The sequence below is a fragment of the Ruania rhizosphaerae genome (genome assembly GCF_009805705.1).
Lineage (GTDB): Bacteria > Actinomycetota > Actinomycetes > Actinomycetales > Beutenbergiaceae > Ruania > Ruania rhizosphaerae.
The window spans coordinates 25,104-45,475 of record NZ_VSMB01000011.1 but is presented as its reverse complement, the minus strand read 5'-3'; the positions used below and the strand labels follow the sequence as shown (position 1 = coordinate 45,475).

Annotated in this window: 19 protein-coding genes; 18 read left to right on the top strand and 1 reads right to left on the bottom strand. The window is 68.8% G+C overall.

Annotated features, from left to right (window positions below; translation table 11 throughout):
- Nucleotides 1–44 precede the first annotated feature (44 nt).
- The 6 genes from FV560_RS14805 to hisF are packed head-to-tail and all read left to right on the top strand — an operon-like array spanning nt 45 to nt 4,902.
- Nucleotides 45–236: a ubiquitin-like protein Pup gene (locus tag FV560_RS14805; protein ID WP_159622330.1), complete on the top strand. Its 192-nt coding sequence runs from the start codon at nt 45–47 to the stop codon at nt 234–236.
- Nucleotides 233–1,069, top strand: coding sequence for a proteasome subunit beta (gene prcB / locus FV560_RS14800; protein ID WP_159622329.1), 837 nt, complete (start codon nt 233–235; stop codon nt 1,067–1,069). The genes FV560_RS14805 and prcB overlap by 4 nt, the downstream gene beginning before the upstream one ends.
- Nucleotides 1,066–1,794: a proteasome subunit alpha gene (prcA, locus tag FV560_RS14795; RefSeq protein ID WP_159622328.1), complete on the top strand. Its 729-nt coding sequence runs from the start codon at nt 1,066–1,068 to the stop codon at nt 1,792–1,794. The genes prcB and prcA overlap by 4 nt, the downstream gene beginning before the upstream one ends.
- Nucleotides 1,791–3,182, top strand: a complete 1,392-nt coding sequence (pafA, locus tag FV560_RS14790) for a Pup--protein ligase (protein ID WP_159622327.1) — start codon at nt 1,791–1,793, stop codon at nt 3,180–3,182. The genes prcA and pafA overlap by 4 nt, the downstream gene beginning before the upstream one ends.
- Nucleotides 3,183–3,223: 41 nt before the next feature.
- Nucleotides 3,224–4,135 (top strand): FKBP-type peptidyl-prolyl cis-trans isomerase, encoded by a 912-nt coding sequence (locus FV560_RS14785; protein ID WP_159622326.1) that lies wholly within the window; start codon nt 3,224–3,226, stop codon nt 4,133–4,135.
- Nucleotides 4,132–4,902, top strand: a complete 771-nt coding sequence (gene hisF / locus FV560_RS14780; RefSeq protein ID WP_159622325.1) for an imidazole glycerol phosphate synthase subunit HisF — start codon at nt 4,132–4,134, stop codon at nt 4,900–4,902. Before FV560_RS14785 ends, hisF begins: the two co-directional genes overlap by 4 nt.
- A 15-nt stretch (nt 4,903–4,917) precedes the next feature.
- Here hisF and FV560_RS14775 read toward each other — a convergent pair whose 3' ends face one another.
- Nucleotides 4,918–5,547 carry a TIGR03085 family metal-binding protein gene (locus FV560_RS14775; protein WP_159622324.1) on the bottom strand — a complete coding sequence of 210 codons (630 nt, stop codon included), beginning with the start codon at nt 5,545–5,547 and terminating at the stop codon, nt 4,918–4,920.
- 213 nt (nt 5,548–5,760) lie between these two features.
- On the opposite strand from FV560_RS14775, the gene hisI reads away from it, so the two are divergent.
- From hisI to FV560_RS14715, 12 genes are all read left to right on the top strand, one after another.
- Nucleotides 5,761–6,120 (top strand): phosphoribosyl-AMP cyclohydrolase, encoded by a 360-nt coding sequence (hisI, locus tag FV560_RS14770; protein WP_159622429.1) that lies wholly within the window; start codon nt 5,761–5,763, stop codon nt 6,118–6,120.
- Entirely contained in the window at nt 6,120–7,715 is a 1,596-nt protein-coding gene (locus tag FV560_RS14765; RefSeq protein WP_159622323.1) for an anthranilate synthase component I, read from the top strand. The genes hisI and FV560_RS14765 overlap by 1 nt, the downstream gene beginning before the upstream one ends.
- A 3-nt stretch (nt 7,716–7,718) precedes the next feature.
- Nucleotides 7,719–8,333 (top strand): Trp biosynthesis-associated membrane protein, encoded by a 615-nt coding sequence (locus FV560_RS14760; protein WP_159622322.1) that lies wholly within the window; start codon nt 7,719–7,721, stop codon nt 8,331–8,333.
- Nucleotides 8,334–8,375: 42 nt separating this feature from the next.
- A complete protein-coding gene (locus tag FV560_RS14755) occupies nt 8,376–8,660 on the top strand; it encodes an HGxxPAAW family protein (RefSeq protein WP_159622321.1) in 285 nt (94 codons plus the stop codon).
- Between the two features lie 5 nt (nt 8,661–8,665).
- Nucleotides 8,666–9,100: a DUF2752 domain-containing protein gene (locus tag FV560_RS14750; protein WP_159622320.1), complete on the top strand. Its 435-nt coding sequence runs from the start codon at nt 8,666–8,668 to the stop codon at nt 9,098–9,100.
- Nucleotides 9,101–9,120: 20 nt separating this feature from the next.
- A complete protein-coding gene (locus tag FV560_RS14745; protein ID WP_159622319.1) occupies nt 9,121–9,795 on the top strand; it encodes a DUF4190 domain-containing protein in 675 nt (224 codons plus the stop codon).
- A gap of 126 nt (nt 9,796–9,921) precedes the next feature.
- Nucleotides 9,922–10,737 carry an indole-3-glycerol phosphate synthase TrpC gene (gene trpC, locus FV560_RS14740; protein WP_159622318.1) on the top strand — a complete coding sequence of 272 codons (816 nt, stop codon included), beginning with the start codon at nt 9,922–9,924 and terminating at the stop codon, nt 10,735–10,737.
- A gap of 95 nt (nt 10,738–10,832) precedes the next feature.
- On the top strand, nt 10,833–12,095 hold the full coding sequence (gene trpB / locus FV560_RS14735; protein ID WP_159622317.1) for a tryptophan synthase subunit beta: 1,263 nt from the start codon (nt 10,833–10,835) through the stop codon (nt 12,093–12,095).
- Entirely contained in the window at nt 12,092–12,961 is an 870-nt protein-coding gene (gene trpA, locus FV560_RS14730; RefSeq protein ID WP_159622316.1) for a tryptophan synthase subunit alpha, read from the top strand. The genes trpB and trpA overlap by 4 nt, the downstream gene beginning before the upstream one ends.
- A complete protein-coding gene (gene lgt, locus FV560_RS14725) occupies nt 12,958–14,028 on the top strand; it encodes a prolipoprotein diacylglyceryl transferase (RefSeq protein ID WP_159622315.1) in 1,071 nt (356 codons plus the stop codon). Before trpA ends, lgt begins: the two co-directional genes overlap by 4 nt.
- A 260-nt stretch (nt 14,029–14,288) precedes the next feature.
- Entirely contained in the window at nt 14,289–18,872 is a 4,584-nt protein-coding gene (gene gltB, locus FV560_RS14720; protein ID WP_159622314.1) for a glutamate synthase large subunit, read from the top strand.
- Complete coding sequence (locus tag FV560_RS14715; RefSeq protein ID WP_159622313.1) at nt 18,865–20,334, top strand: glutamate synthase subunit beta; 1,470 nt, start codon at nt 18,865–18,867, stop codon at nt 20,332–20,334. The genes gltB and FV560_RS14715 overlap by 8 nt, the downstream gene beginning before the upstream one ends.
- The last annotated feature ends 38 nt before the right edge of the window (nt 20,335–20,372 follow it).

The following is a 20,372-nucleotide window of genomic DNA, read 5'->3' as shown; positions in this document are numbered from 1 at the left end:
AGCCTCACGAAGACCCGTCCGCGCCAACCAGCTACGGAGCCTCGATGTCGCCACGACAGTTCGATCAGCGTCACCCCCACCCCCGTCCCGACGATGATTCGGCACCACCCCCGGCCGGCAGTGGTGCCCAGGCACGCGACACCGAGGTCGACTCCCTGCTGGAGGAGATCGACGACGTGCTGGAGACCAACGCCGAGTCCTTCGTCCGCGGATTCGTGCAGAAGGGCGGGCAATGACCGTCGGTGCCCGGGAGCAGTACCCCGATCGCCTGCCCGCTGCCTTCACCCGGCCGGGGAGCGCCTCGTTCGTGGAGTTTCTCGCCTCCTATGCACCCGACCTGCTTCCGGGCGGGTCCCACGGTGGGGATGCGGGCCAGGTGGTGACCGGCTCCCCGCACGCCACGACGATCGTTGCGGTCGCGCTCGATGACGGGATCGTGATGGCCGGTGACCGGCGCGCGACCATGGGATCGGCCATCGCCCACCGGCACATGGAGAAAGTCTTCGCAGCAGACGAGTTCTCCGCCATCGGGATCGCCGGCACCGCAGGTGTCGCTGTCGATCTCGTGCGGCTGTTCCAGCTCGAGTTGGAGCACTACGAGAAGATCGAGGGCACGCTGCTTTCGTTGGAGGGAAAGGCGAACAGACTCGGAGCGATGGTGCGCGGGAACCTCGGGTTGGCGTTGCGTGGCCTCGTCGCCCTGCCGCTGTTCGGCGGGTACGACCCGGCTAGCAGGGTGGGGAGGATCTTTTCCTACGATGTCGTCGGTGGCCGCTACGAGGAGATCGAGTACCACAGCGTCGGCTCCGGATCGGTGCACGCCAAGGGATCGTTGAAGAAGCTCTGGCGTCCGGGAATGAGCGTCTCGGACGGGGTCGAGGCGGTCGTGCACGCGCTGATGGACGCCGCGGACGAAGATTCTGCCACCGGCGGTCCCGACGTCGAACGGGGTATCTACCCGATCGTGGCGCGTGTCGACGACGACGGCTACCAACGCGTCTCCGACGCGGAGTTGGCGCAGGTGGTCGCGCGGCTCCTCGAGCTGCCGGAACGCAGGAGGCAGGTATGACGCAGCCGTTCTACGTCTCGCCCGAACAGTTGATGAAGGACCGGGCGGACTTCGCGCGCAAGGGGATCGCCCGCGGCCGTTCGGTCGTCGTGATCGGCTACGAGGGCGGTATCGCGTTCGTCACCGAGAACCCGTCCCGGGCGTTGCACAAGATCAGCGAGATCTATGACCGGATCGGATTCGCGGCGGTCGGCAAGTACAACGAGTTCGAGAACTTGCGGGTGGCCGGCGTCCGGTACGCCGATCTGCGCGGATACTCCTACGACCGCAGCGACGTCAACGCCCGGGGGCTGGCGAATGCCTACGCCCAGACGTTGGGATCGGTGTTCACCACCGAGTCCAAACCACTCGAGGTCGAGATCGCCGTCGCCGAGGTCGGTTCGGGCCAATCCGGGGACCAGATCTACCGGCTCGGCTATGACGGCTCGGTCGCGGACGAGTCCGGATACGTGGTGATGGGGGGAGCGGCAGACCAGCTCGGCCACCGCATCGGTGAGTCGTGGCGCCTGGGCCTAACCCTGGCCGAGGCTCTCGTGCTGGCCGTCGGCACGCTGGGGACCGACTCGTCCGGGAAGCAGCGCCGGATTCCCGCTCCAGAGCTGGAGGCTGCCGTCCTCGACCGTTCGCGCCGTCGCCGGACGTTCCGCCGGCTGGACGCCGGCGCCCTCGCCGAGCTGCTCGACAGCGGTGCGGCGGGCGGCCCTGCAGGTGGCGCGGGCACATGAGCCGGCGCATCTTCGGCCTGGAGACTGAGTTCGGGGTCACCTGCGCCGCACCGGAGGGCCGGGGGCTGTCGGCGGAGGAAGTGGCACGGTACCTGTTCCGCAAGGTCGTGGCCTGGGGGCGTTCGTCCAACGTGTTCCTCGGAAATGGGGCACGGCTCTACCTCGATGTCGGGTCCCATCCGGAGTATGCAACTGCCGAGTGCGACGACCTGACCCAACTGGTCGCGCACGACAAGGCAGGTGAGCGCATCCTCGAAGGGCTCGTCGCGGATGCTCAGCAGCGTCTCGACGCCGACGGCATCGACGGACGGGTGCACCTGTTCAAGAACAACCTGGACTCCGCCGGGAACTCCTTCGGCTGCCACGAGAACTACCTGATCCGCCGCCGCGGTGACTTCGCCCGGCTGGCGGAGGTGCTGGTGCCGTTCCTCATCACCCGCCAGGTGCTCACCGGTGCCGGGCACATCCAGGTCACCTCCCGCGGCCCGCTCTACTGTTTCTCCCAGCGGGCCGATCACCTGTGGGAGGCGACGAGCTCGGCCACGACCCGCTCCCGCCCGATCATCAACACCCGGGACGAACCCCACGCCGACGCCGACCGGTACCGGCGTCTGCACGTGATCTCCGGAGATTCGTCGATGTCGGAGACGACCACGTTGCTCAAGGTCGGGATGACGGATCTGCTGCTGCGCATGCTGGAGGCCGGGCAGCAGTTCCCGGACCTCAGTCTGGAGAACCCCGTGCGAGCGCTGCGGGAGATCTCCCACGACATCACCGCCACCACACCCGTAGCTCTCGCCAGCGGCGCACGCTACACCGCCGTCGAGGTCCAGCAGGTCTATCTGGACCGCGTACGGGACTTCCTGTCCACGACCGACAAGCGACCTCACGACGACCAGGTGCTCGAGCTCTGGTCGCGCGGTCTGAAGGCGCTGCGTCAGCAGGACACCACGCTCGTGGACCGGGACCTCGACTGGGCCATCAAGAAGCGCCTCCTGGACCGCTACTGCCAGGCACACGGCGTCCCGCTCTCCGACCCGCGGGTGCTGCGTCTGGACCTGGCCTATCACGACATCTCCCGGACCGACGGCCTCTTCGCCAAGCTGACCGCCCGGGACATGGTGACCAGGGTGGTCACCGATGAGCAGATCAGGACGGCGTCCGAGCAGCCCCCGCAGACCACGCGGGCCAAGCTCCGGGGCGAGTTCGTGCAGGCGGCCACAGCCCGCCGACGTGATTACACGGTCGACTGGGTGCACCTCAAGCTGAACGACGGCGCAGGCCGGACCGTGTTGTGCAAGGACCCGTTCCGTTCCGAGGACGAGCGTGTCGCCCGGCTGATCGCGAGTCTCGAGCCTGGCGGTGGAACTCCCACCGCGGGAGCGTAGGATCTGCCCTCGTGTTCCGCTCAAGCCCGCCCGGAGGTCGCTTGCCCGCCTCTCGCGCGACCCGCCTCGTTCTCGTCACGGCCGTCATGGCGCTCTTTCTGACCGGGTGCACCCAGCCCGAGGCCGAACCGGAGCCCCCCGCGGTGGAGCAGGTGGAGGTCGCCGGCGATTTCGGCGCGCGACCGCACGTCCAGTTCGATACACCGCTGGCCGTGACCGAGTCCGGCACGCGTACCGTCGTCGAGGGCAACGGACCCGCGCTGGCCGAGGGCGACCTGGCGCTGGTCTCCTACATGGCGGTCAGTGCCGAGACCGGTGAGGTCGAGGTGAGCAACTTCGGGTCGCAGCCGCAGACGCTGCGTGTCAGCGAGGATGAGGCAGGTCCGTTGTACGAGGACCTCCTCGGCACCCGGGAGGGCTCCCGGCTGCTCCGGGTCGAGCTCGGCACGGCCGATCGTCCCGAGCCGTCGGTGCTCGTGTACGACATCCGGCACACGCGCGCGTGGGGCGAGGAGGTCGATCCACCCGAGGGGACGCCGACCGTCACCTTGGACGAGTCCGGAGCACCGTCGGTCGAGATCCCCGGATCCGAGCCACCCTCGGAGCTGGAAGTGGTCACCCTCAGACGCGGCGACGGACCGCAGGTCCAGGAGGAGATGGCGGTCACGGTGCGTTACACCGCAGTCTCCTGGGAGAGCGGCGAGGTGGTCGACGGCACCTGGTCCAGCGGCGAGGGACCGACCACGATCGCCTTCACGGGCCTGATCGAGGGGTGGCAGAACGGACTCGTCGACACCCCGGTCGGATCGCAGGTGATGCTGATCGTGCCGCCCTCGCAGGCATTCGGGGACGATACGCTCGTCTATGTGATCGATGTGCTTGCCGTGTCCGCGCTGGACGGCACCGAGGGCTCGGCCGGGTCCGACGCCGGCGACGGGGTGGAGGAGTCATGACGGTCGCGATCCGGGTGGTGCCATGTCTGGACGTCGACGCCGGGCGCGTGGTCAAGGGCGTCAACTTCGAGAACCTCCGCGACGCCGGTGACCCGGTTGAACTCGCTCGCCGCTACGACGCGGAGAGCGCCGACGAGGTGACCTTCCTCGACGTCAGCGCCTCCACCGACGGGCGCGCCACCACCCTGGAGATCGTCTCGCGGACGGCTGAACAGGTGTTCGTGCCACTGACTGTCGGCGGGGGTGTGCGCAGCGCCGAGGATGTCGATGCGCTGCTGCGCGCAGGTGCGGACAAGGTGGGGGTGAACACCGCGGCGATCGCCAGGCCCGAGCTCATCGCGGAGATCGCAGCCCGGTTCGGCTCACAGGTGCTCGTGCTCTCGGTGGATGCCCGGCGCACTCGCGAGGGTGTCACGACCCCCTCAGGATTCGAGGTCACCACGCACGGAGGCCGCCGCGGGACCGGGCTCGACGCGCTCGAGTGGGTGCGCCGCGCCGAGGAACTCGGCGTGGGCGAGGTGCTCCTGAACTCGATCGACGCGGACGGCACCACCTCGGGATTCGATCTGGAGATGATCGCCCGCGTGCGTTCGGAGGTGAGCGTCCCGTTGATCGCCAGCGGCGGGGCCGGGACGGTCGAGCATTTCGTTGACGCAGCGCGGGCCGGTGCAGATGCCCTGCTTGCGGCGAGTGTCTTCCACTTCGGTGCGCTGAGCGTCGGTGAGGTCAAGGCAGCGCTGCGCGAGGCGGACTTCCCGGTCCGGTAGAGCCGGCGTCGCGGGTCAGGCGGCCCAGTCCCGCATCCTGGCGACGGCGTCCGGTGCGCCACGCAGGGTGAGGTCGGCGTGGTCACGGCGCCCGAAGGCGTAGAGCGCCTGCTCGACCGGTTCCCCCACGAGGGCGACGCTGTCGCTGTCCCGCCGGACCTGGGCGCGTGGCCCACCTGGCCACACGAGCACCACCCCGGTCGGTGCTGAACGGTAGGCCAGGCGTGCCATCGTCACCGTGGCCCTCCAGACGGCCTGCTCCTGTTCCGCCGTGAGCGTGCGGGGGGCGGCAGGTCGTTCCCCGGCGCGGCGCACGTCCTCGTGGTGAACGAGGTACTCGAGGTGGTTGGCGGTCTCGTCGGCGCGGTCGCCGATGAGCGGCAGGGAGGCGAGGCCCGACATGCCGCGTCCGCTCCCGGAGAACTCAGCGAGCAGGTCGTCGTAGGCGCGCGGCTCGGTCAGCGTGGTGGACAACTCGTCGATGGCGGCATCGGCGCCACGCAGCAGCGCCCACGGGCGGTGACCGCGCAGGTACAGGTGCGCTGCCAGATGGCGGGTCTGCCAGCCGTCGCACAGGGTCGGTGCGTCGGGGCCCGCCGCCCGCATCGTCTCCAGAAGTGCGCGCTGCTCACGTTGTGCCCACATGATCACAGCCTGGCATATGGGGATGGCACGCGGGGCGGGCGAGCACTGTCCCGCGGGCCCGGCAGTTGTGGATGCCGGCCGGGTGGTCGAGGTCGGTCGCCATGCCGAGCTCGCGGCCGCCGACAGTGTCTATGCGCGGATGCACGCTTGCTGGATCATGGCCAGCGCGCGAGGGTAGCCACGCAGACGTGGCAGGATCGGGGGGTGTCCGATGTGAGCCTCACCCTGGATCCGGAAGTCGCCGGGCGACTCTCCCGCAATGATCAGGGCCTCGTGTGCGTCGTCGTGCAGGACGACGACTCCGACGAGGTGCTGATGGTGGCGTGGATGAACGACGAAGCGCTACGGCGCACCCTCACCGAGGGCCGCGTGACCTACTGGTCCCGGTCCCGGCAGGAGTACTGGCGCAAGGGCGACACCTCCGGCCATGTGCAGTACGTCCGCTCGGTGGCGATCGACTGCGATGGTGATGCGCTGCTGCTGCGCGTGGAGCAGATCGGCCCCGCCTGCCACACGGGGACGCGCAGCTGCTTCCAGGCCGGGGGCCTGCTGCCGTTGAGCCGGGAGGCATGATGAGCGAGTCCACGGAGTCGACCGCACCGGCCGATCCTGCTACCGACTCTCCCGCTGGCGCATTGCCCGCTCCGCCGCCCTGGGGGGTGACCTGGCCCGCGCTGCCGGAGTTCCGTCGGATGGCCACCCATCGCCGGGTGATTCCTGTGGTGCGTCGCCTGCTTGCCGACGACGTCACGCCCGTCGGGCTGTACCGTCAGCTCTCCTCAGGGCGCCCGGGCACGTTCGTGCTGGAGTCCGCTTCCGACGGCGCGTGGTCCCGGTGGTCCTTCATCGGCGTGACCGCCCGGGCGATCCTGACCGAACGGGACGGGCAGGCACACTGGACCGGTGATGTGCCGGTATCGGTTCCCACCGAGGGGAACGTGCTCAGTGTTCTGCGCGGGGCGCTGGCTGCGTTGCACACCCCGAGCCTGCCGCACCTGCCACCGTTGACGGGTGGGTTGGTCGGTTCGCTCGGCTGGGATGTGGTGCACCACTGGGAGCCCACGTTGCCGGCTGTTCCACCCGATGAGCTCGACGTCCCGGACGTCGCGCTGTGCCTGGTGGGTGACATGGCCGCGATCGACCACCACACCGGTGATGTGTGGTTGATCGCCAATGCGATCAATACCGACGACTCCGATGCACGCGTCGACGAGGCGCACGCCGATGCGGTCGCCCGCTTGGACGCGATGCAGGAGCAGTTGGTTGCACCGACCCGCTCCCACGCATTGCGCACGACCGATGCTGAGCAGCCCGACCTGCGATTCCGAACCGCTCGCGAGGACTATGCCGCCGGCGTCCAGGCAGCCAAGCAGGCAATACGCGACGGCGAGGTGTTCCAGGTGGTGCTGTCCCAGCGCCTCGACCTCGACTGCCCGGCCGACCCGCTCGATGTCTACCGCGTCCTGCGCACCATCAACCCGAGCCCCTATATGTACTTCCTGCACCTGGCCGACGCCGATGGCGGGGAGTTCCACGTGGTCGGCTCCAGCCCGGAGACGCTCGTGAAGGTCACAGGCCGCCAAGCGCAGAGTTTCCCGATCGCGGGATCGCGGCCACGCGGTCACAACCCGGGGGAGGACCGGCGTCATGCCGAGGAGCTACTGGCCGACCCGAAGGAGCGGGCCGAGCACCTGATGCTGGTGGATCTGGCACGCAATGACCTCGGCCGTGTCTGCGAGGCGGGCTCGGTCGCGGTCGTGGAGTTCATGGAGATCAAGCGGTTCAGCCACATCATGCACATGAGCTCCACTGTGGTGGGCACCGTGAGTGAGGACGCCTCCGCCGTCGATGTGCTGACGGCGACATTCCCGGCCGGGACCCTCTCCGGTGCACCGAAGCCGCGGGCGATCGCCCTCATCGATGAGCTCGAACCCGCCCGGCGGGGGATCTACGGAGGCACCGTGGGCTACTTCGACCTTGCGGGTGACCTCGATATGGCGATTGCGATCCGGACCGCACTGATCCGCGGCGGCAGGGCCAGCGTGCAGGCCGGTGGTGGGCTGGTGGCCGATTCCGATCCTGAGGACGAGTACTGGGAGACCCGGAACAAGGCTGCCGCGGCGGTCCGAGCGGTCCAGATCGCGTCCGCCGTGGCGGAGGTGGAATAAGGCGTGAGCACGTCCAGGAGTGCCCCCGAGCCGTATCGCCGCGGCGTCGGGCGCCGGACCGCGGTGCTGGTGCTGCTGGCGGTGGGAGCACTGTTGCTCGTGCTGAGCCTGCCGACGTGGGCCCACGCTCCGGTACGCACCACGATCGGAGCCGGGGGGACGGCATCGGTCTCCGGAGCTGACGGTGCCCCGCTGGTCCCGAGCCTGGCTCTGGTGGTGATCGTGGCCGGTCTGGTGATCGGCCTGGCCGGCCGGATCGCGCGTGTCGTGGCCGCCGTGGCAGCAGCACTCGGTGGACTCGGCGCGATCGTCGCGGTCGTGGCGTTCCTGCGGGATCCGCAGACGCCGGTACAGTCCGTGGCCGCGGACATGACCGGGGTGCGTGAGCTCGGCGGGGCCGTGGGGACCACGGTCTGGCCGTGGCTGGCGCTCGTGGCCGGTGTGGCCGTCGCGCTGGTCGGCGGGATCCTGCCCTGGCGGATGGGCAGCTGGCGGGCCGCCGCTCGGCGCTACGAGCGCGCACCCGACCCGGATGGGGAATCCGGGCAGACCGGGCGCGCCACCAGAATGGCGGACTGGGACGCGCTGAGCCGCGGTGAGGACCCCTCCGACCGGTAGGCTGGTGTCAGAAGACCATCTGGCGGACGAAGGGCACGACTCATGACCACCTCAGCACGCTCCGGTGCGGCACAGTCCGTGGCAGTCACCGGTCCGGCCGAACAGATCCGTCCGCCTGCATCTCCACCGCAGAACCACGGTCGCACAGTCGCCGCCTGGGTCTTCTTCCTGGCCGGGGTCATTGCGAGCACGGTGGCCGGGATCGGCTTCGTTCTTCCGTCGATGCCGCTGATCGCTGTCGGTGCCGGGCTGTTCGTGCTCGGCGGGATCGTCAGCCTGTCCTTGCGGGCTGCCGGACTGGGACAGGTACGCCGCCCGCGGCGATGATCGGTGTGGCGACCGACGGACCGCACACGGGGGCATTCGTGGGCGAGCGAGTGCGGCGGGACCGGGTGGCCCCGACCGTGATCGGTGGCGTCCTGGCCGCCGGCACCGGTCTGGTGGTGCTGATGCAACCGCAGACCGGGGGGACGGTCCTGTGCCCGCTGCTCGCGCTGACGGGTCTGTACTGCCCGATGTGCGGCGGGTTGCGAACGACCGCCGCTCTGGCTCGTGCCGATGTCGCGGCGGCGTGGTCGGTGAATCCGATGCTCACGGTGCTTCTCCCACTGGCCACCGTGGCCTGGGCGGTGTGGATGGTTCGTTCCTGGCGCGGGCAGTCGCCGCTGCGGATCCCGGATGCCGTGTACCCGGTTCTCGCTGTCGCTGTGGTCGTCTTCGGCGTGCTGCGCAATATTCCTTTTCTCGCCCCCTATTTGTCACCGTAAGACCCGATGTAGGAGCACATGTGAATCACCCCACCAATCCCTACGGGTCGTACTTCTCGGATTCAGACCCAGACGGCACCGGTAGCCCGACCGAAGGGCAGCAGTCCGCTCGGTACGGCCCCTCGTCTCAGTACGGGCCCTACGGGACTGGGCAGGGCGACAGCCAGGGACAGACCCCATGGAACAGCCCGGCGGGAGCGGGCCCGGGTATGCCGCCCGGTCCGCCCGGTCCGCCCGGACCGCCGGCACCGCCCGGACCGCCGGCACCGCCCGGTCCGCCGGCACCGCCCGGACCCCCTGGGCCCTACGGCCAGCCGGCTGGAGGTCACCCGGCAGGCGGGTACGCCCAGCCCGGCACCTATGGGCCACCTGGATCCTACGGGGCACCTGGGCCCTATGGGGCTGCAGGCAACCAGGCCGGGTACGGCGGCTACCCGCCGGTGAGCACGTCCAAGAACTCCCTCGGTGGCTGGGCCCTCGGAGTGGGGATCGGTGCCGTGGTCGTGAGTTGTGCGTGGATGGGCGGAGCGCTGATCGGCCTCGCCGCGCTACTGTTCGGGCTCAGGGCACGCAGTGCCGTCGCCGCTGGTGAGGCCACCAACGGTGGGATGGCGATGGCGGGCATCATCCTCGGGGGCGTTGCGATGCTCATCAGCATCGTGGTCACGGGTCTGAGACTGCTCGGCAGCCTGTAGACGAGGCCTGGACGAGGCTCGACCAGGGCGGTGAGTTGTGCCGGGATGAGGTGCCTGTCGTGAGACGAGTGATCGGCACCCTCGGTCACGTCCTACGATGGTCATCGAACCGAGGAGAGGCGGATCGTGACCGTTCTGGAAGACATCGTCGCCGGCGTCCGGGAAGACCTGGCCGCGCGGGAGGACGCCGTCCCGCTCGAGGACGTCAAGCGCCAGGCGGAGGCCAGGACCTCGGCGCTGAACGCCGTCGGCGCGCTGCGGCGCGAGGACGCAGTGACAGTGATCGCCGAGGTCAAGCGGTCGAGCCCCTCGAAGGGCGCGCTCGCTGAGATCGCCGATCCCGCCGGTCTGGCCGCCGACTACGAGGCCGGAGGGGCAAGCGCCATCAGCGTGCTGACCGAACGACGTCGGTTCGGCGGATCGCTCGAGGATCTCGCCGGTGTGCGTGCCCGGGTTGACATCCCGGTGCTGCGCAAGGATTTCGTCGTCGCTCCGTATCAAGTGTGGGAAGCGCGGGCGCATGGTGCCGACATGGTCCTGCTGATCGTCGCCGCGCTGGAGCAGACGGTGCTCACCTCACTGGTCGAGCGGATCCACTCCCTCGGGATGACCGCCCTGGTCGAGGCGCACACGGCCGACGAGGTGGCACGGGCGGCAGACGCCGGGGCGCGGGTGATCGGGGTCAACGCCCGTGACCTCCACACGCTCGAGGTGCACCGCGGGGTCTTCGCCGAGCTGGCCCCGCTGGTGCCGTCCGGGGTCGTGACCGTGGCCGAGTCGGGAGTGCGCGGACCGCACGATGTGCTCGAGTACGCCCGCTCCGGTGCTGATGCGGTGCTGGTCGGCGAGGCGTTGGTGACCCAGCGCGATCCCAAGGTCGCGGTGGCCGACATGGTGGCGGCGGGAGCTCATCCCGCTCTGCGCGCGGTACGTTCCCGATGACGACGAGGGGCCGTCGGGACGAAGGAGATGCAGGCGACACGAGAGACGAGGCCCGCCGGAGCGAGGCAGCGGTGGACTCAGAGACGACGGTGGCGATGAGTGCGAACAATCGAGCGCTGCGGGATGCACTCGGACCTTACTTCGGGGAGTTCGGCGGGAGGTTCGTGCCGGAGGCGCTGATTGCTGCTCTGGACGATCTGACGGCTGCCTGGGAGAAGGCTCGCACGGATCCAGAGTTCACCGACCGGCTGGCTGCGCTTCACCGCGACTACACGGGGCGGCCGAGCCCGATCACCGAGGTGCCGCGTTTCGCCGCCCACGCCGGTGGCGTGCGGGTGCTGCTCAAGCGCGAAGACCTCAACCACACGGGGTCTCACAAGATCAACAATGTGCTCGGGCAGGCGCTGCTGACGCAGCTCGTCGGCAAGCGCCGGGTGATCGCGGAGACGGGGGCAGGTCAGCACGGCGTCGCGACCGCGACGGCGGCCGCGCTCTTCGGGCTCGAGTGCACGATCTACATGGGCGCCGAGGACACGCGCCGCCAGGCGCTGAACGTCGCTCGCATGCGCCTTCTCGGCGCCGAGGTCGTCCCGGTGGAGACCGGTTCGCAGACTCTCAAGGATGCGATCAACGAGGCCTTCCGCGACTGGGTCGCCAACGTCGAGACAACGAACTACGTGTTCGGCACGGTCGCCGGACCGCACCCCTTCCCGACACTGGTTCGGGATCTGCAGAAGATCATCGGTGAGGAGGCGCGCGGGCAGGTGCTGGAGCGGATCGGGCGGTTGCCTGACGTCGCGATCGCCTGCGTCGGCGGCGGATCGAACGCGATGGGACTGTTCCACGCGTTCCTGGACGACCCTGTCCGGCTGATCGGATGTGAGGCCGCCGGAGACGGTGTGGAGACCGGCCGCCACGCGGCGACCATCACCGCCGGTGCCCCCGGGGTGTTGCACGGGGCGCGTTCATATCTGCTGCAGGATGCCGACGGCCAGACGATCGAGTCCCACTCGATCTCGGCCGGCCTCGATTACCCGGGAGTCGGTCCGGAGCACTCCTGGCTGTCGAGTATCGGGCGTGCGGAGTATCGCCCCGTGAGCGATGCCGAGGCGATGGACGCCTTCCGCCTGCTGTGCCGTACCGAGGGCATCATCCCTGCGATCGAGAGCGCGCACGCGCTTGCCGGGGCGTTGCGCCTGGGCAACGAGATCGTCGGTGACGCTCCGGCGGGTACCGATCCGGCCGAGACGGTGCTGCTGGTCTCGCTCTCGGGCCGTGGCGACAAGGACGTGGCGACTGCGGCATCGTGGTTCGACCTGGTGGACGAGAACGACCTGATCGAGAAGGGCACATCATGACCGAGGCGATCGCCTCCCGGACGGCGCGTGCCATCGATGCCGCGCGGGCCGAAGGCCGTGCCGCACTCGTGGTCTACCTCCCGGTCGGGTACCCGGATGTCGACACCTCGATCGCTGCGGCGAAGGCAGCTGTCGACGCCGGCGCCGACATCGTCGAGCTCGGCCTGCCGTACTCCGATCCAGGGATGGATGGGCCCGTGATCCAGGCAGCCGTGCAGGCAGCCCTCGACGCGGGCACCCGGACCGCAGACGTCCTCAGAGCCGTGCGGGAGGTGGCTGCCACCGGAGCGCCGACGCTGGTCATGACGTACTACAACCCCGTGCATCACTATGGCGTGGCGGCGTTCGCTGCCGACCTCGCCGATGCCGGCGGTGCCGGGTTGATCACACCCGATCTGATTCCGGACGAGGCAGGGGAGTGGATCGCCGCCGCCGACCGGTACGGTCTCGACAAGGTGTTCCTCGTGGCTCCCAGCTCCACCACCGAACGGCTCCACCTGACCGCGGCTGCGTCGCGGGGCTTCGTCTACGCGGCCTCCACGATGGGGGTCACGGGCGCGCGGGTCAGCGTCGGTGAACGAGCCGAAGCTCTGGTGGCCGCCACCCGGTCGGCCGGAGCCGAGCGTGTGTGTGTCGGGCTCGGGGTTTCCACGGGTGAGCATGCACGCGAAGTGGCCGGCTACGCCGACGGCGTGATCGTGGGATCCGCCCTGGTGCGCACCTTGCAACGTTCCGATGGCGACATCGAGGCAGCGCTGGCGGACCTGCAGGGGCTGACGCGCGATCTGGCGTCCGGGGTCCGGGCGGCACGGGGAGCACCGGCACCGCAGGATCTGGATCAGGCGGGTTCGGTGGGGTCGGCATGAGCCCGCTCATGGCGGCGGCGGACCCGTCGGTCTGGGGTGCCGTGGCAGCGGGGATCCCCAGTCCGTCTCAGGGAACGTGGGAGCTCGGCCCGATCCCGGTGCGCGCCTACGCCATCGCGATCCTTGCCGGTATCGCGCTGGCCACCTGGATCTCGGTGCGACGCTACCGGGAGCGGGGCGGACCTGCCGGCGTCATCATGGACGCGATCTTCCTCGCGGTGCCGCTGGGTATCATCGGGGCACGGATCTACCACGTCTTCTCCTCTCCGGATGCCTACTTCGGCCCGGAGGGCAACCCGTGGAACGCGTTCGCGATCTGGAACGGTGGACTCGGTATCTGGGGAGCGATCCCCGCGGGCGCCCTCGGGGTGTGGATCGTGCTGCGGCGTGCCGGACTTCGGCTGTCGACGGTCGCAGATGCGATGGCACCGGCCGTCCTCGTCGCCCAAGCGGTCGGACGTCTCGGCAACTATTTCAACCAGGAGCTCTTCGGCGGTCCCACCACGTTGCCGTGGGGACTGCAGATCGATCCCTCCGTGCTCGTGGCCCAGGGAATGGACTACCCGGAGGGGACGCTGTTCCATCCGACGTTCCTGTATGAGCTGCTCTGGAACCTGGCGCTCGCTGGGGTGCTGGTGTGGGTCGACCGACGGTACCGGCTCGGTCACGGGCGGGTGTTCTGGCTGTATGTCTTCGGATACACGGCGGGCCGCGTATGGATCGAGATGCTGCGCATCGACGAGGCCGAGACGGTCCTGGGTCTGCGGCTGAACGTCTGGACCTCGATCCTGGTCGGGGTGGTGGCACTGGTGGTCTTCGTGGTGCTCTCCAAGCGCTATCCGGAGCGTGAGGACTCGCCCTGGCTGCCCGGGCTCGAACCGTCGTCCGCAGACGCCGACGAACCCGAGGAGGGCGCCTCCGACGGCACGACCGGCAGTGAAACGACTGCTGGCGAGGGCAGTGAGGACAGTGACGAGGCAGGTTCCACCGACGAGCAGGGCGCCGAACCCGGTGGGTCGACCCCGGCATCGGCGGAGCCGGAGAAAGCCGACGGCGACGCGCGCTAGCGAGATGCCCCGCCCGTTCGACAGGTGAGATCGACCGCCTGGATGAGCGTGGGATCGGACTAGAGCGCCCACAGTGCGATATCGTCCCGGATGCACCGGCGCCGTGCACCGCCGTCACCCCAATGGCCCCGGGCGCCTTTTCGTGCCTGGGTCGTGACACGGTAAAGTTGAGGTAGAACGTGGGTCGACGGCGTCCCAGCAGAACGCAATCGATGCCGCAGGATCTCCCCCGAAGTCCTTGCGGTGGTGAGGATGGTCGGATGAACGGCACCCCCCAGGTCTGGAGCCCCTACCAACGCTTCAGCGCAGCCCCTGCCAAGCATGGGCTGTACGACCCCGCGCAGGACAAGGACGCGTGCGGTGTCGCCTTCGTCGCCACGATGCGAGGAACGCCAGGCCGAGACATCGTTGACGCCGCGCTGACCGCGCTGGAGAACCTTGACCACCGCGGCGCTGTGGGTGCGGAGGAGAACTCGGGCGACGGTGCCGGGATCCTGACGCAGATCCCCGACGCCTTCCTGCGGGATGTCGTCGACGCTGAGCTTCCCGCACCCGGGTACTACGCCATCGGATTGACCTTCCTGCCGCAGGACAGTCAGGAAGCGGCCGAGGCGGCCCGTCTCGTCGGCGAGATCGCCGTCGAGGAGGGGTTGGAGGTGCTCTCCTGGCGTGACGTCCCGGTCACCACCGAGCTGGTGGGGCAGATGGCACGCGACTGCATGCCGACGTTCCGTCAACTGGTCGTGGCAGCACCGGGCCGCGACGTCGCCGAGGTGGACCTGGATCGCCGCGCGTACCGGCTGCGCAAGCGCGCCGAGCACACTGCGGGTGTCTACTTCGCCTCGCTGTCGAGCCGGACGCTGGTCTACAAGGGCATGTTGACCACCGGGCAGCTCGAGCCGTTCTTCCCCGACCTCTCCGACCCGCGCTTCGCGACCGAGCTGGCACTCGTGCACTCGCGGTTCTCGACGAACACCTTCCCGTCCTGGCCGCTTGCGCACCCGTTCCGGATGGTTGCGCACAACGGTGAGATCAACACCGTCCGCGGCAACCGGAACTGGATGGCAGCCCGGCAGGGCACCATCTCCTCCGATGTGCTCGGGGACGTTGCTCCATTGCTGCCGATCTGCGACGAGGAGCAGAGCGACTCGGCCAGCTTCGACGAGGTGCTCGAACTGCTGCACCTCGGCGGGCGCTCTCTCCCGCATGCGGTCCTGATGATGATCCCCGAGGCGTGGGAGAATCACGGCTCGATGGACGCCAAGCGGCGTTCCTTCTACGAGTACAACTCCACCATCATGGAGCCCTGGGACGGCCCGGCCGCCATGTGCTTCACCGACGGTCGTTACATCGGTGCCGTCCTGGACCGCAACGGACTGCGTCCGGGACGGTACTGGATCACCGATGACGGCCTCGTCGTCCTGGCCAGTGAAGCGGGTGTGCTCGACATCGAGCCCTCCCGCATCGCACGCAAGGGACGACTCGCGCCGGGCAAGATGTTCCTCGTCGACACTGGTTCGGGCCGGGTCGTCGAAGACGCGCAGATCAAGAGCCAGCTCTCCGACGCCTACCCGTACTCACAGTGGCTCGAGGACAACCTCGTCCGACTGGAGGACTTACCCGCACGCGAGCACGTCGACCACTCCCGCAGCTCGGTCGCCCGTCGTCAGCAGACGTTCGGCTACACCGAGGAGGAGCTGCGGATCCTGCTGCGGCCGATCGCGGCCACCGGCGCCGAGGCGCTGGGATCGATGGGCACCGACACGCCGATCGCCGTTCTGTCCTCACGGCCGCGGATGCTGTTCGACTACTTCATCCAGATGTTCGCCCAGGTGACCAACCCGCCGCTGGACGCGATCCGCGAGGAGCTCGTGACCTCCCTCGGCGGAGCGATCGGGCCGGAGCCGAATCTGCTCTCGGACACTCCGGACCACGCCCGCAAGCTGATCGTGCCGTTCCCGACGATCGACAACGACGAACTCGCGAAGATCAAGCACATCCACCGCACACGTGGACCGGGCAAGGACTTCAAGGCTGTCACCATCAGCGGTCTCTACCGCGTGGCCGGCGGAGCCGAGGCGCTGGAGTCCAGGCTGGAGGAGATCTTCGCCGAGGTCGACGCAGCCATTGCCGACGGTGCGAGCTTCATCGTGCTCTCGGACCGGGAGTCGAACTCCGAGCTTGCTCCGATTCCGTCGCTGCTGCTCACCGCGGCCGTGCACCACCACACCATCCGTCAGCAGACCCGGACCCGGATCTCGCTGCTGGTGGAGGCCGGTGACGTGCGCGAGGTGCACCACGTGGCGCTGCTCATTGGCTACGGGGCGGCTGCTGTCAACCCGTACCTCGCGATGGAGAGCGTCGAGGAACTCGTGCGCTCCGGCGTCGTGGAGGGCGTCACCCCCGAGCAGGCGGTGAAGAACCTCATCAAGGGCCTGGGCAAGGGTGTGCTCAAGGTGATGAGCAAGATGGGGATCTCCACGGTGCACTCCTACCGGGGTGCGCAGGTGTTCCAGGCGATCGGGCTCTCACAGCGCCTGGTCGACCGCTACTTCACCGCAACGGCCAGCCCGCTCGGTGGCGTGGACCTGGACGTCATCGCGGCTGAGGCTGCGGCCCGGCATGCCACCGCCTATCCGCGCAGCGGGATCTCGCCGGCGCACCGTCGGCTCGAGGTCGGCGGTGAGTACCAGTGGCGGCGTGAAGGCGACCCGCACCTGTTCGACCCGCAGACCGTCTTCCGCCTCCAGCACTCCACCCGCAACCGTCGCTACGACATCTTCCGCGACTACACCTCCCGGGTGGACGAGCAGGCCAAGCGCCTGATGACGCTGCGTGGTCTGTTCGAGTTCAAGGAGGGCGCGCGCCCGCCGATCCGGATGGACGAGGTGGAACCGGTCAGCGAGATCGTCAAGCGGTTCTCCACCGGTGCCATGAGCTACGGCTCGATCTCGGTGGAGGCTCACGAGACCCTCGCCATCGCGATGAACCAGCTCGGCGCCAAGTCGAACACCGGTGAGGGCGGCGAGGACGAAGACCGCCTGTACGACCCGCAACGCCGGAGCTCGATCAAGCAGGTCGCTTCCGGGCGGTTCGGCGTGACCTCCGACTACCTGGTCAACGCCGACGACATCCAGATCAAGATGGCTCAGGGCGCCAAGCCCGGTGAGGGTGGTCAGCTCCCTGGTGCGAAGGTCTACCCCTGGGTGGCCAAGACCCGGCATGCGACCCCCGGCGTCGGGTTGATCTCCCCGCCGCCTCACCACGACATCTACTCGATCGAGGACATCGCTCAGCTGATCCACGACCTGAAGAACGCCAATCCACAGGCACGGGTGCACGTGAAGCTGGTCTCCGAGGTCGGGGTGGGTACGGTCGCCACGGGTGTGTCCAAGGCGCATGCGGACGTGGTGCTGATCTCCGGCCACGACGGCGGTACCGGTGCCAGCCCGCTCACCTCGCTCAAGCACGCCGGCGGGCCGTGGGAGATCGGACTGGCCGAGACCCAGCAGACGCTGGTGGCCAACAACCTGCGCGACCGGATCGTGGTGCAGACCGACGGTCAGCTCAAGACCGGACGAGATGTGGTCATCGCGGCGCTGCTGGGAGCCGAGGAGTACGGCTTCGCGACCGCCCCGCTGGTGGTCTCGGGCTGCGTGATGATGCGGGTGTGCCATATGGACACCTGCCCCGTGGGTGTGGCGACCCAGAACCCGGAGCTCCGGGCTCGGTTCTCGGGCAAGCCAGAGTTCGTGGTGACGTTCTTCGAGTACATCGCAGAAGAGGTCCGTGAGTACCTTGCACAGCTGGGCTTCCGATCACTGGACGAGGCGATCGGTGCCGTGGACGCCCTCGACACCCGCGCCGCAGTCGAGCACTGGAAGGCTTCCGGTCTCGACCTGTCCCCGATCTTGGTGCAGCCCACGCTGCCGCAGGGATCCCAGCCGCGGCAGGTGAAGGGCCAGGACCATGGCCTGGACCGCGCACTCGACAATGTGCTCATCGCGCAGGCCGAGCCCGCCATCGAAGGCGCCGAGCCGGTCCGGATCACCGAGAACGTGCGCAACGTCAACCGGACGGTCGGCACGATGCTGGGTAACGCCGTCACTCGCAAGCGCGGGGCTGCCGGACTGCCCGACGGCACGATCGACGTCACCCTGCACGGATCGGCCGGCCAGTCGTTCGGCGCCTTCGTCCCGCACGGTGTCACGCTGCGATTGCTTGGCGACGCCAACGACTATGTCGGAAAGGGCCTCTCGGGTGGCCGGGTGATCGTCCGGCCTGACGAGGCGGCAACTTTCGAGGCGAGCGAGAACGTCATCGCCGGGAACGTCATCGCCTATGGAGCGACAGCCGGCGAGATCTTCCTGCGTGGCGTGGTCGGCGAGCGGTTCTGTGTCCGCAACTCCGGCGCGACCGCGGTCGTCGAGGGTGTCGGCGACCACGGATGCGAGTACATGACCGGCGGGACGGTGCTCGTGCTCGGGCACACCGGCCGGAACTTCGGGGCTGGGATGTCCGGCGGCACCGCCTACGTGCTCGACCTGGACCCCGACCTGGTCAACGCAGCGGCCCTCGCCTCGGGCGAGCTCTCGCTCGGTCAGCTGGACGAGGAGGATCTGAACATCGTCATGGACCTGCTGGCCCGGCACCACGAGCACACCGGCTCGCGTGTGGCCGAGACGCTACTGGCCGATCGGGACGAGGTGCGGCGCCGCATGACGCGTGTGCTGCCTCCGGCCTATGCCCGTGTCAACGCAGTGCTCGCCCAGGCGCGTGCCGACGGCGTGGACGTGGCCGAACCCGATGTATGGAACCGAGTGATGGAGGCGACCCGTGGCTGACCCCAAGGGATTCCTGAAGGTCCGGGAGCGGGAGCTGCCCACCCGGCGGCCCGTCCCGGTGCGGATCATGGACTGGAATGAGGTCTACGAGACGCGCGAGGAAGACGCGGCAGCGCTGAAGCGGCAGGCAGGACGCTGCATGGATTGCGGTATCCCCTTCTGTCACGACGGCTGCCCACTCGGGAACCTGATTCCCGAGTGGAACGACCTGACGCGCACCGGCCGCTGGGACGAGGCGATCGAGCGACTGCATGCGACCAACAATTTCCCGGACTTCACCGGGCGACTGTGCCCCGCACCGTGTGAGACGTCCTGCGTGCTGGGTATTAACCAGCCTGCGGTGACCATCAAGAACATCGAGCTGTCGATCATCGACGAAGCCTTCGAACGTGGCCTTGTCACCCCCCTGATCCCGGAGCGGCTCACGGGTCAGACCGTCGCTGTCATCGGATCCGGTCCGGCGGGACTCGCGACGGCTCAGCAGCTCACGCGCGCTGGTCACACGGTCGCCGTCTACGAGCGTGACGACCGCATCGGCGGGCTGCTGCGGTACGGCATCCCCGAGTTCAAGATGGAGAAGCGCCACCTCGATGCCCGGCTCGAGCAGATGGAGGCCGAGGGCACGCGATTCCGGCCCAGCGTCGAGATCGGGGCCGATGGTGAGCTCACCGGGACCGAGTTGCTGGAGCGGTACGACGCCGTGGTGCTCGCCACGGGTGCCACGATCAGGCGCGATCTGCCCGTGCCCGGGCGGGAGCTCGACGGTATCCACCAGGCCATGGACTACCTGCCACAGGGCAACCGTGCAGCGCTGGGCGAGCATGTCCCGGATCAGATCACGGCCGAGGGCAAGGATGTCGTGGTGATCGGTGGCGGTGACACCGGTGCCGACTGCCTCGGTACGGCACTGCGACAGGGCGCGAAGAACGTCATCCAGCTCGAGATCATGCCGCGGCCCACCGAGGAGCGGCCAGCCGGCCAACCCTGGCCGACCTACCCGATGATCTACCGGGTCTCCTCGGCGCACGAAGAGGGTGGCGAGCGCGTGTACGCGACCTCCACCGTCGAGTTCGTCGGCGACGAGAACGGTGCCGTCAAGGAGCTGCGGGTCGTCGAGGTCGACATGTCGAGCGGACGCCCGGAGCCGGTCGAGGGCACCGAGCGCACCATCCCGGCACAACTAGTGCTGCTCGCGATGGGATTCACCAGCGTGCAGACCGACGGGCTGGTCGAGCAGCTGGGCCTGGAGGTGGACCAGCGCGGTCGGCTGGTGCGTAGCAGCGAGTTCCAGACGTCGAACGAGCAGGTGTTCGTCGCCGGAGACGCAGGGCGCGGCCAGTCGCTGATCGTCTGGGCGATCGCCGAGGGCCGGTCGGCGGCCGCGGCTGTGGACGAGTACCTGCGCGGGCACACCGAACTGCCTGCGCCGATCGAACCGACCACGGTATCGATCACGGTCTGATGAGCTGTCCGTTGCAGTAGCAGCGGTTGTCGAGGTCG